Annotated in this window: 12 protein-coding genes; 5 read left to right on the top strand and 7 right to left on the bottom strand. The window is 71.7% G+C overall.

From position 1 onward, the window contains the following. Positions 1-362: 362 nt before the first annotated feature. Positions 363-704 carry a rhodanese-like domain-containing protein gene (locus AH6_RS36910; protein WP_067489809.1) on the bottom strand — a complete coding sequence of 114 codons (342 nt, stop codon included), beginning with the start codon at positions 702-704 and terminating at the stop codon, positions 363-365. A gap of 46 nt (positions 705-750) precedes the next feature. Here AH6_RS36910 and AH6_RS36905 point away from each other — a divergent pair, with 46 nt between their 5' ends. Continuing rightward, on the top strand, positions 751-1,218 hold the full coding sequence (locus AH6_RS36905; RefSeq protein WP_067489806.1) for an SSI family serine proteinase inhibitor: 468 nt from the start codon (positions 751-753) through the stop codon (positions 1,216-1,218). Between the two features lie 58 nt (positions 1,219-1,276). On the opposite strand, the gene AH6_RS36900 is transcribed toward AH6_RS36905, so the two are convergent. Together AH6_RS36900 and AH6_RS36895 are read right to left on the bottom strand one after the other, a co-directional pair. Beyond that, positions 1,277-2,140 carry an Fpg/Nei family DNA glycosylase gene (locus tag AH6_RS36900; protein ID WP_067489803.1) on the bottom strand — a complete coding sequence of 288 codons (864 nt, stop codon included), beginning with the start codon at positions 2,138-2,140 and terminating at the stop codon, positions 1,277-1,279. 292 nt (positions 2,141-2,432) lie between these two features. After that, the gene (locus AH6_RS36895; RefSeq protein WP_067489800.1) at positions 2,433-3,707 is read right to left on the bottom strand and encodes an NAD(P)/FAD-dependent oxidoreductase; all 1,275 of its coding nucleotides are present in this window, start codon (positions 3,705-3,707) and stop codon (positions 2,433-2,435) included. A gap of 211 nt (positions 3,708-3,918) precedes the next feature. On the opposite strand from AH6_RS36895, the gene AH6_RS36890 reads away from it, so the two are divergent. Genes AH6_RS36890 through AH6_RS36880 form a run of 3 tightly spaced genes read left to right on the top strand, consistent with a single transcriptional unit; the run spans position 3,919 to position 7,467 of the window. Continuing rightward, positions 3,919-4,125, top strand: coding sequence for a heavy-metal-associated domain-containing protein (locus tag AH6_RS36890; RefSeq protein WP_067489797.1), 207 nt, complete (start codon positions 3,919-3,921; stop codon positions 4,123-4,125). A 1-nt stretch (position 4,126) separates the two neighbouring features. Continuing rightward, entirely contained in the window at positions 4,127-5,122 is a 996-nt protein-coding gene (locus AH6_RS36885; RefSeq protein ID WP_067489794.1) for a DUF8832 domain-containing protein, read from the top strand. Positions 5,123-5,154: 32 nt separating this feature from the next. Then, a complete protein-coding gene (locus tag AH6_RS36880; RefSeq protein ID WP_067489792.1) occupies positions 5,155-7,467 on the top strand; it encodes a heavy metal translocating P-type ATPase in 2,313 nt (770 codons plus the stop codon). A 68-nt stretch (positions 7,468-7,535) separates the two neighbouring features. Here the strand turns inward: AH6_RS36880 and AH6_RS36875 are convergent, their stop codons facing one another. Both AH6_RS36875 and AH6_RS36870 read right to left on the bottom strand, forming a co-directional pair. Next, positions 7,536-7,787 (bottom strand): hypothetical protein, encoded by a 252-nt coding sequence (locus AH6_RS36875; RefSeq protein ID WP_067489789.1) that lies wholly within the window; start codon positions 7,785-7,787, stop codon positions 7,536-7,538. Between the two features lie 133 nt (positions 7,788-7,920). Continuing rightward, complete coding sequence (locus AH6_RS36870; RefSeq protein ID WP_157431944.1) at positions 7,921-8,190, bottom strand: hypothetical protein; 270 nt, start codon at positions 8,188-8,190, stop codon at positions 7,921-7,923. A gap of 394 nt (positions 8,191-8,584) precedes the next feature. On the opposite strand from AH6_RS36870, the gene AH6_RS36865 reads away from it, so the two are divergent. After that, on the top strand, positions 8,585-9,337 hold the full coding sequence (locus AH6_RS36865) for a DUF8832 domain-containing protein (protein WP_067489783.1): 753 nt from the start codon (positions 8,585-8,587) through the stop codon (positions 9,335-9,337). 102 nt (positions 9,338-9,439) lie between these two features. Here AH6_RS36865 and AH6_RS36860 read toward each other — a convergent pair whose 3' ends face one another. Together AH6_RS36860 and AH6_RS36855 are read right to left on the bottom strand one after the other, a co-directional pair. Further along, the gene (locus AH6_RS36860; RefSeq protein WP_067489780.1) at positions 9,440-10,060 is read right to left on the bottom strand and encodes a GNAT family N-acetyltransferase; all 621 of its coding nucleotides are present in this window, start codon (positions 10,058-10,060) and stop codon (positions 9,440-9,442) included. Positions 10,061-10,126: 66 nt separating this feature from the next. Beyond that, positions 10,127-10,735 carry a TenA family protein gene (locus AH6_RS36855; RefSeq protein WP_067489777.1) on the bottom strand — a complete coding sequence of 203 codons (609 nt, stop codon included), beginning with the start codon at positions 10,733-10,735 and terminating at the stop codon, positions 10,127-10,129. Positions 10,736-10,751: the final 16 nt, after the last annotated feature.

Genomic DNA, 10,751 nt, shown 5'->3' with positions numbered 1-10,751 from the left:
GGGGGTCTACACGGGCGCACCCAAGCCCAGCCCCGCGCGGGTTTCCCGCACCTAACCAACAACCCCCAGCCCGCGCGGGGTTGATCCAGATACCCAGCGACCCCACCCCGTGCGGGTTTTCAGCACCCGACCACCTACCTCAACCCCGCGCCCCGCACCCAAACAACAACCTCACCCCGCCCGAAGGCACTCAGCCCCCATACCGCCTACCCCAGGCCGGGCCTAGAACTACGCCTGCCTTGTTTTGCCCGGCTCGCTGCGCGAGCCGGGCAAAACAAGGCAGGCGGTAAAGCGGCGCCCCACGCAGTGCAGGAGCAGGCGGCGCAGGTGACGTCTGGCGCAAGCCAGACCCAAGCCACGACCTAAGCCACGTAAGGCGCCCCGTCCTGCCCGCCCCCGGCCTCCATCGGACGACCGGCCTCCGCCCAGCGCTTCATCCCGCCCGTCACGTTGCGCGCCAGCCAGCCCGCCTGGTTCAGGGCCACCGTCACCTGGGCCGAGCGCATGCCCGACCGGCAGATCACGAAGACCTCCCGGTCGCGCGGGATCTCACCGGCGCGGTCGCTCAGCTCCCCCATCGGGATGTGCACCGCCTCGGGCGCGTGCCCCGCGTCCCACTCGTCCTGTTCCCGCACGTCCAGCAGGTAGGCGTCCTGTGAGACGGCGGCCGCGTCGACCGCCGGAACCTCATCCCCGAAAAACATCACACCTCCATGGAACCGCGCGGAACCCGCCCGCGTCGAATCACTCATGCGGTATCGGACGCTCCTTTTCACCACGCCCGGCCTAGCCATGATCATGGCACTGGCGGGTTGCGGCACCGAACAGGCCACGGACAAACCCGCTGACCAGCGCACCGTGTCCCTCCAGCCGACGCAGGCCGACCCGTCCGCGCCGGCGGATCGGCTCACGGTCGCGGTCAAGGCGTCGGCGCAGGCGCCGGCCAAGACCTGGACGCTCACCTGCGACCCGGCCGGCGGGGACCACCCGCGCAAGGACCAGGCGTGCGCCACGCTCGCGCAGGCCCAGGACCCCTTCAAGGCCCCGCCCGAGCAGCAGATCTGCACCAAGATCTATGGCGGTCCCGAGATCGCCACGGTCAAGGGCACCTGGAAGGGTCAGCCGGTGGACGCCAAGTTCACCCGTACCGACGGTTGTGAGCTGAGCCGCTGGACCAAGCTCAAGCCGTTGTTCGGCGACGTCCCGAAGGTGCGCTGACCCGGAAAACACACCACGCCGAACCACCCGAACCCAAGCCAAGCCAAGCCACACAAAGCTATTTCAACAGGCGCGACATACGGCGATCGGCAAGCGGCTTTCCACCCGTCTGGCACGTCGGACAGTACTGGAGCGCGGAGTCGGCGAACGACACCTCGCGCACGACGTCCCCGCAGACCGGGCATTTCTCCCCGGCCCGCCCATGGACGCGCAGTCCTGTCTTCTTCTCTCCCTTGAGATCCTGCGCGTGCAGCCCTTCGGCCCGGCCCACCGCCTCGCGCAGGGTCGTCACGATCGCCGAATGCAGAGTGGCGACGTCGGATTCGTCCAGCGTCGCCGCCACCTTGAACGGCGACATCCGGGCGACGTGCAGCACCTCGTCGGAATAGGCGTTGCCGATCCCGGCGATCACCTTCTGGTCGCGCAGCAGGCCCTTGATCTGGGTCCGCTTGCCCGCCACGATCGCGCCCAGCGCCTCGGGCGTGAATGCCTCGTCCAGCGGGTCGGGGCCCAGCGCCGCCACGCCCGGCACGTCGGCCGGGTTGCGGACCAGGTAGACGGCCAGGCCCTTCTTCGTCCCCATCTCGGTCAGGTCGAAGCCGGACCCGTCGTCCAGGTGCACGCGGACGGCCAGCGGGTTTCGCCCGCCGGCGCGGCCCAGGCGGGCGGGCAGCTCCTCGTGCCAGCGGAGCCAGCCCGCCCGTGCCAGATGGATGATCAGGTGCAGACCGTCCACGTCGATGTCCAGGAACTTCCCGCGCCGGACGGTGTCGGTGACGATCAGGCCGTTGAGCGCGGTGATCGGCGGGTCGTAGGTCTTGAGCGCGGAGATCGCGAGAACATCGGTGCCCGCGACGGCGTGCCCCGTGGCGCGTTCGCGCAGGAAGGCGGCCAGCGCCTCCACCTCGGGTAGCTCAGGCATGTGTCAAGTATCGGCGATGGAGCTGTCCACAGGGCTGTGGAAACCTGTGGACAACGCTGTGCACAACCCCGAGAGCAGCCGGAAGAGCGGGCATCCCGCCCCCCTTACCTCGACAAAAGTAGACAAACCGCTAAGGAGATCGGGTCTGCGACGCCACACAGGGCTGTGGATAACTTCCTTGTAACGTGCTGCCCAAACCGTCCCCATCTCGGGTGCCCGCGCCCCGGAAAGCCCCACCAAAAGGCCTCGGACAACGCTCTAGACGACGCCTCAGATAACGCCGAACCCCGTCTCAGCCGGCCGCCAGCGCCGACCCCGCCACGATGCCCCGACGCAACCGGTTCAGTTCCTTCGGGAATGCGACCGCAGCCGCACCCACCAAAATCCCGCCCCGCGTAAAAGCGACCGCGAATTTGTCGTCCTCCGCCTTCCCCGCGACCAGATGGCTCGCGTCCCCCAGGTGCGGCAACCCGGCCCACTGCACGCGCGCCCCGTGCACACGCGTCCCCAACCCCGGCACCTCGGCGTACGGCTCGGCCTCCGCAGGCCCGCGCAGCAGATTGCGGGCCGCCAGCAGCCCCTGGTCGTTGGCGTTGGCCCAGTGCTCGACCCGCACCCGCTCGCCGAACAACCCATGCGGCCAGCGCACCACGTCCCCGGCCGCGACGACGTCGGGCGCGGCGAACAGAGCTTGGTCGGTGACGACGCCGTCGTCCAGCGTCAACCCGCTGCCCTCCAGCCACTCGGTGTTGGGGACCACTCCGATCGCCACCACGACGAGATCAGCAGCGACCTCACGCCCACCGTCCAACCGAACGGCACGCACCCGCCGAGCCCCCCGCCCCGCCCCCAACCGCCGCCCCTCACCAGACTCCCAGCCTTCACCAAACTCCCCGCCCTCACCAGGCTCCCCACCCTCGCCCACCAGCCCGACCACCCGCATACCGGTGATCAACTCGACCCCGTTCCGGCGGTGGTGCTCGGCCAACCACCCGGCCGCCACCTCCCCGACCACCCCGGCCATCGGCAGCTCGCCCGCCTCGACGAGCGTCACCTCCGCCCCCAGCGAGCGCGCCGTCGAGGCCACCTCGCCCCCAATAAAGCCACCACCGATGACGACGACCCGCCCAGCCGCACCGGCAACCCCACCCAGCCCCGCCCGCAACGCCTGCGCGTGCTCCACGGTGCGCAACACGTGCACCCCCGCGTACCCCATCTGGTCCTCGGCCAGCCGACGCGGCCGAGCGCCGGTAGCGATCACCAGTCCGTCGTAGGGAAGGTCGCTCCCGTCGTCCACCGCGACCCGGCGCCCGGCGACGTCCAGGCTGATGGCCCGGCGTCCGCCCAGCCAGTGCGCGTCGACCTCGTCGCCCGGCAGGGTCACGTCGTCGTCTCCGGTGAGCACGCTCTTGGACAGCGGCGGCCGGTTGTAGGGCGGGCGCGGTTCGGCGCCGACGAGGGTGATGTCGCCGGCGAAGCCCTCGGCGCGCAGGCTCTGGGCGGCGCGCAGACCCGCCAGGGAGGCTCCGGCGATCACGATGCGGCGCGGTTGCGAAGGAAGGGACATCTCACGACTCCGAAGGACAGCGGGATCCGAAGATCCCGAAGGAAGTGGAATGCCGGGAACCTTACCCCCCTAGGGTATTGTGCAGTACTGTGAGCTGGATCATGAAATAACCCCTAGGGGGTAGGGGTTGCACCGGACGTCCGGTTGTGCCAGCATGAGGGCCACGAGATACCCCCCTGGGGTACAGAACGCGAGAAGAAGAGGGAACGCCATGAGCACCGCCACCTACACCGTCGCCGGAATGACCTGCGGCCACTGCGTCGGCTCGGTCAAGCAGGAGGTCGGCCAGGTGGCCGGCGTCACCGCCGTGGACGTGGACCTCGCCAGCGGCCAGGTCACCGTGACCAGCGACGGCCCCCTCGACGACGCCCTGGTGCGGGACGCCGTCGAAGAGGCCGGTTACGAAGTGAAGGCATGAGATGAACACCGCGACCAAGCTGGGGGCGTTCACCCTGGGCCTGGCCGCCGTCTTCGGTGGAGCCGTCGGGGTCGGCAATCTGACCGGCCCCGTCGGCTCCACCGCCGAGGCGAGCTCCGGCGGCCACGGCGGCGACCACGGAACCACCAAGAACGGCAAGTCCGGCAAGTCCGGCAAGCACGGAGCCGATACCCCTACCCCCGTCCCCGGCGGCCTCCAGGTCTCCCAGGACGGCTACACGCTCACCCCGGCCACCACCACCGTCCGCCCCGGCGAGAAGACCGACTTCCGGTTCACCGTCACCGGCCGGGACGGCAAGCCGGTCACCGACTACCAGCCCCTGCACGGCAAGAAGCTGCACCTCATCGTGGCCCGCCGCGACCTGTCGGGCTTCCAGCACCTGCACCCGGTCGAGGCCGGGGGCGGCGTCTGGTCGATCCCGCTGACGTTGCCGACCGCGGGCACCTACCGCTTCTTCACCGACATCAAGCCCGCCGGGGCCGCGCAGCAGCTCACCCTCGGCACCGACGTCGTCGCCCCGGGGAACTACGAGCCCGCGGCGCTGCCGAAGGCCGAGCAGGTCGCCAAGGTGGACGGCTACGAGGTCAAGCTGAACGGCATCCTCACGCCGGGCCGGACCAGCAAGCTCACGTTGTCGGTCAGCAAGGACGGCGAACCGGTCACCGACCTCCAGCCGTACCTTGAGGCGTACGGCCACCTGGTCGCCCTGCGCGACCGCGACCTCGCCTACCTGCACGTGCACCCCGACGGCGAACCCGGCGACGGCAAGACCAGCCCCGGACCGGACATCACCTTCTACGCCGAGGTGCCGAGCACGGGCGCGTACCGTCTCTACCTGGACTTCCAGCACGCGGGCAAGGTCCGCACCGCCGAGTTCACGGCCCTGGCGGGCGACGCGCAGGCACCGCAGGCCCCAGCAGAGGACGAGCCCGCAGAACAACCCGTCGGGCACGACGCCGACGGGCACACCCACTAGACGTCCCGCACGACCACGGAGAGGAGCGAGCGATGGGCACCGGCAGCACGTCCGGGCAGCAGATCGAGCTGGCGATCGGCGGGATGACCTGCGCGTCGTGCGCCGCCCGCATCGAGAAGCGGCTCAACAAGATCGAGGGCGTCACCGCCACCGTCAACTACGCCACCGAGAAGGCCAGGGTCGAGTTCTCCGAGGGGGTGACCCCGGAGGACCTGATCGCCTCGGTCGAGAAGGCCGGCTACACCGCCGAGCCGCCCGCGCCGCCCAGGCAGGAGTCCGACGAGGCCGCCCCGGCAGGAGAGGCCGACGAGCTGCGCCCGCTGCGCCAGCGCCTGATCACCGCGCTGACGTTGTCGGTCCCGGTCATCGCGATGGCGATGATCCCGGCGTTCCAGTTCGAGTACTGGCAGTGGTTGTCGCTGACGCTCGCCGCACCCGTGGTCGTGTACGCCGGGTGGCCGTTCCACAAGGCCGCCTGGACCAACCTGCGGCACGGCGCCGCCACCATGGACACGCTGGTGTCGGTGGGCACGCTCGCCGCGTTCGGCTGGTCGCTCTGGGCGCTGTTCCTCGGCTCGGCGGGCACCCCCGGCATGCGGCACGGCTTCGAGTTCTCGATGACCCGCTCGGACGGCTCGGCCAACATCTACCTGGAGGCCGCCGCCGGGGTGATCGCCTTCATCCTGGCCGGACGCTACTTCGAGGCCCGCTCCAAGCGCCGCGCCGGCGCTGCGCTGCGCGCCCTGCTGGACCTGGGCGCCAAGGAGGTCTCGGTCGTCCGGAACGGGCGCGAGGAGCGCGTCCCGGCCGATCAGCTCGCCACCGGCGACGTGTTCGTGGTCCGTCCCGGCGAGAAGATCGCCACCGACGGCGTGGTCGAGGAGGGCTCCTCGGCGGTGGACGCCTCGCTGCTCACCGGCGAGTCGGTGCCGGTCGAGGTCGGCCCCGGCGACACCGTGACCGGCGCGACCGTCAACGCCGGCGGCCGCCTGCTGGTGCGGGCGACCCGGGTCGGCTCCGACACCCAGCTCGCGCAGATGGCGCGCCTGGTGGAGGAGGCCCAGACCGGCAAGGCGCAGGTGCAGCGGCTGGCCGACACCGTCTCCGGCATCTTCGTGCCGATCGTGATCGCCATCGCGGTGGCCACCCTCGGCTTCTGGATCGGCACCGGCGCGGGGCTGGCCGCCGCCTTCACCGCCGCCGTCGCCGTCCTGATCATCGCCTGCCCGTGCGCCCTGGGCCTGGCCACCCCGACCGCCCTCATGGTCGGCACCGGCCGCGGCGCGCAGCTCGGCATCCTGATCAAGGGCCCGGAGGTGCTGGAGTCCACCCGCGCCGTCGACACCGTCGTGCTGGACAAGACCGGCACCGTCACCACCGGCCGCATGGCGCTGGTGGACGTCGTCACCGCCGACGGCCAGGACGAGGCCGAGGTGCTGCGGCTGGCCGGGGCGCTGGAGAACGCCTCCGAGCACCCCATCGCGCAGGCCGTCGCCAAGGGCGCGGCCGAGCGCGCCGGGGAGCTCGGCACCGTCGAGGACTTCGCCAACGTCGAGGGCCTGGGCGTGCAGGGCATCGTGGACGGGCACGCCGTGCTGGTCGGCCGCCCGCAACTGCTGGCCGACTGGTCCCAGCGCCTCACCCCGGAGCTGGAGCGGGCCATGGCCGACGCGCAGGCGCTCGGCCACACCGCGGTCGCGGTGGGCTGGGACGGCGCGGCCCGCGCGGTGATCACCGTCGCGGACCAGGTCAAGCCGACCTCCGCCGAGGCGATCTCCCAGCTCAGGGCGCTCGGGTTGCGGCCGGTGCTGCTGACCGGCGACAACGAGACCGTCGCCCGCACGGTGGCCGACGCGGTGGGCATCGACGAGGTCATCGCCGAGGTGCTGCCGCAGGACAAGGTCGAGGTCGTCAAGCGCCTGCAGGGCGAGGGCCGCACGGTCGCGATGGTCGGCGACGGCGTCAACGACGCGGCCGCGCTCGCCCAGGCCGACCTCGGCCTGGCGATGGGCACCGGGACCGACGTGGCGATCGAGGCGTCGGACCTGACGCTGGTCCGCGGCGACCTGCGGGCCGCCGCCGACGCGATCCGGCTGTCGCGCCGCACGCTGCGCACGATCAAGAGCAACCTGTTCTGGGCGTTCGCCTACAACGTGCTGGCCCTGCCGCTGGCGGCCGCCGGGCTGCTCAACCCGATGATCGCCGGTGGGGCGATGGCCTTCTCCTCGGTCTTCGTGGTGAGCAACAGCCTGCGGCTGCGCCGCTTCAAGGCGCTGAACGGCGACGCCGAGGCCGTCGCCGCGCCGCGCGCCACGGCCCGCGAGGAGGTCACGGCCGGTCGCTGACCCGCCGCTCCGGCCGCCGCGAGCGCCGCCCCCGAACGCGGGGGCGGCGCTCGTTCCCTTCTCCGGGGTCAGCGCTGCGGCGGGATCAGATCACGCGATCCGCCCGGCAGCGCCTTGACCTGGAGGCCCAGGCAGGTCGGGCAGATGGGGTCCGACCACGGCGGCAGGCTGGCCTGGCCGTCCAGCCGCCAGGCGACCGCCGCGCCGCCGTGGCCGTCGTCGGAGTGCCACGCCTCGAACACGCGCTCCCAGGAGCGCAGGCAGTTCATGCAGTAGAAGTGCCACTTCTCGGTGATGACGTGCAGGTCCCGGACTCTCATGGATTCCCGCTCCTTGTTCTGGGGTGAACGTACGGATCACTGCGGGCACGGGCGTTCTGCGGGCAGGCCGGACAGGGCGTCCGGCCGTGCGTGAAGCATCGGAGACCCCTGGGAACGCCGCGCCGGGGGGCTTCTAGACGCGGGAGATCCGCAGGGTGATGAGCAGGCGCGCGCCAGGGGCGCGACCGGCGTGGCCCGCCAGCCGTCCGGGCGGAGGCGCGGGATGGGCGGCCGCGGGATCGGGCTCGTCCCGCCACGCGAGCTTGCCGACGAGCGGCAGCGCGCGCACGAACATCAGGGAACGGACGACGGCCTGACGTGCGACCGGCCGCATCCTGGCGGCGTTCTGGTCTTCAGGCTCGGCGCCCCGGCTGTGCTCTCCGCCGGATCGGACGGCGGACACGACGGCCCCACCACTCTGCCCGGCGGTGACACGGGACGCGGCGGAGCCGACGGAGGCACCGGACGGAGCGGAGGCGACGGGCGCGCCAGGAACCGTGGAAGTGGCGGGAGCCGTGGAAGTCATCGGCTCCGACCCGCCCAGACCGTAGACGCAGGTCAGGAACAGGGCCGTGGCGAGCAGAACCGGCCCCAGCCAGTCGATGGGGCGACCGGTTGATACCTGGCGGTATCGGCTCGCGCGCACTCTCCGAACCTTACTTCACTCTTCGCGATCAGATAATGACTGTTAGTAGTCAAACACCTTCCCACCCGTGAGCCCCGCCAAGCACCAGTGGTGGCGGAGTTCACATTCCACCACCTTGTCAGGTACCCCCTAGGGGTATAAATTTCAGGACATGGAACACACCGCGCACCACCACGCCGCTCACACCTCGCACGCCGCCCACCAACCGGCCCACACCACCCCCGCCTACACCCTCGACTTCCCCGTCACCGAGTTCGCGCCGGGCGAGACCACCCTCCGCTTCCGCGTCCTCGACGAGCACGGCGTCCCGGCCACCGCCTACACCCCCGTCCACGACCGCGAGCTGCACCTGATCGTCGTGCGCGCCGACCTCACCGCCTTCTGGCACGTCCACCCCGAGCGCGCGGACGACGGCACCTGGACGGTGCGCCTCGACCTCCCCGAGGCCGGGCCCTACCGCGCGTTCGCCGACACCGCGCCCGAGGGCGCCGGCGGCACCCTGACCCTGCACGCCGACCTCACCGTCACCGGCCAGGCCGAGCAGCGCCCCCTCCCCGGGGCGGCGCGGGCGTTCACCGTCGACGGCTACGAGGTCGCCCTCACCGGCGACCCGGCCGCCGGAGCCGGTGGCCACCTCGTGCTGACCGTGCGCAAGGACGGCGTCCCGGTCACCGACCTGGAGCCCTACCTCGGCGCGTACGGGCACCTGGTGGTGCTGCGGGCGGGCGACCTCGCCTACGTCCACGTGCACCCGAGCGGCGAGCCGGGCGACGGCGTCACCGCGCCGGGACCCGAGATCGCCTTCCACGCCGCCGTCCCGGGGCCGGGCGAGTACCGGCTGTTCCTGGACTTCAAGCACGGCGGCAAGGTGCGCACGGCGGCCTTCACGGCCACCGCGCGGTAAGCGCGTGCGATGTCCCGAAGCCCTTCCCCGGCGCGTGGAAGGAGAACGATGTCAGCCAGGCCGCGTCCCTCCAGGGGACGCGGCCTTCTCATTTCCGCGCGGTCATTCCCGTTCGGCGGGCGTCGGCCAGGACACGTCGAAACGCATGGCGGTCACGGCCCCGTAGCCCATCAGGCGGCGCAGGTAGGGCGTCCGGACCGTCCCGGCGGGCACGAACCCGAACCGTTCGTACAGCGCGCGGGCGCGCGGGTTGGTGTCCACGACCTCCAGGTGGACCTCGCGCAGGCCGCGCGACCGGGCCTCGGCGACGACCGCGTTCAGCAGCGCGGTTCCCACGCCCATGCCGCGAGCGGCGGGCGACACCGCCAGGGTGTCCAGCATCAGCGCGCCGTCGGCGGGCGGCGAGGAGGCGGCGAAGGTGGCGAGCAGCCTGCGCCACCAGCCCGCGACGGCCCCGAACTCGTGCACGAAGTCGACGGCGCTCATGTGCAGCACCGGCTGCGGGCCGTCCATGACGAACGCGACGCCCAGCAGCCGGTCCCCGTCCCAGGCTCCGATCACCTTCTCGGGCACCAGCGCCTTCGCGACGAGCTCGACCGGCTGCCGGCCGCCCAGCACGGGTTCCATCTTGCGGGAGAACCCCGCCCAGTACAGCTTGGCCGCGGCGTACCGCGCCGCCGCGTCGGGAAGCCCCCTCCTGATCTCCAGCACATCGGTGATCATGCCCGGTGACGCCCGGTCACGATCCGCCGTTTCCGGCGTACCGGTACGGATCTGCTCAAGGAATCGTCAAAGCGGCACATCCCAGAAGGCGATCTCGTGGCGCATGCCTTCCAGGAACAGGCGCTCGGCGGTCCGCCGGTCGCCGCCCGCCTCGTCGATCATCTGGGCGCACCGGCGGGTCAGCTCGGCGAAACCGGGGTCGGCGTAGGTGTCCACCCAGCGCCGGTAGCGGGGCTCGGCGGGCGGGTCCTCGGCCAGCCGCGCGCCGAGGGTGGAGTAGCCCCACATGCAGGGGTAGAGCGCCGCCAGCCCGGCGGCGTAGTCGGCGGCACTGTCCAGCAGGAACGTGGTGTAGGCGGCGCAGGCGGGGCCCTTCTTCGCGCCGTCCAGGTCGGCTCCGAACTCCGCCGACAACGACCGGTGCAGCTCCAGCTCGTCGTGGAAGGTGGCGTGCGCGAGGTCCACCAGGTCGCCCAGGTGCGCGGACGGGGCCTGCCAGGCCAGCCGAGCGAAGACGCGCACGTAGTCGTGCAGGAACAGGTAGTCCTGCTCCAGCCAGGACCGGAACACCGCCTCGTCCAGGTCGCCCCGGGCGATACCGGCCACGGTGGGGTGGGCGAGCTGCTCCTCGACCAGCGGCCGGCCGAGGTCTTCCAGGTGTGCCGCGAGACTCATGGCGGAAAGTCTGCCA

It is taken from the genome of Actinomadura hibisca NBRC 15177 (genome assembly GCF_001552635.1).
GTDB classification, from domain to species: domain Bacteria; phylum Actinomycetota; class Actinomycetes; order Streptosporangiales; family Streptosporangiaceae; genus Spirillospora; species Spirillospora hibisca.
This window is presented reverse-complemented; position numbering and strand designations above follow the sequence as displayed.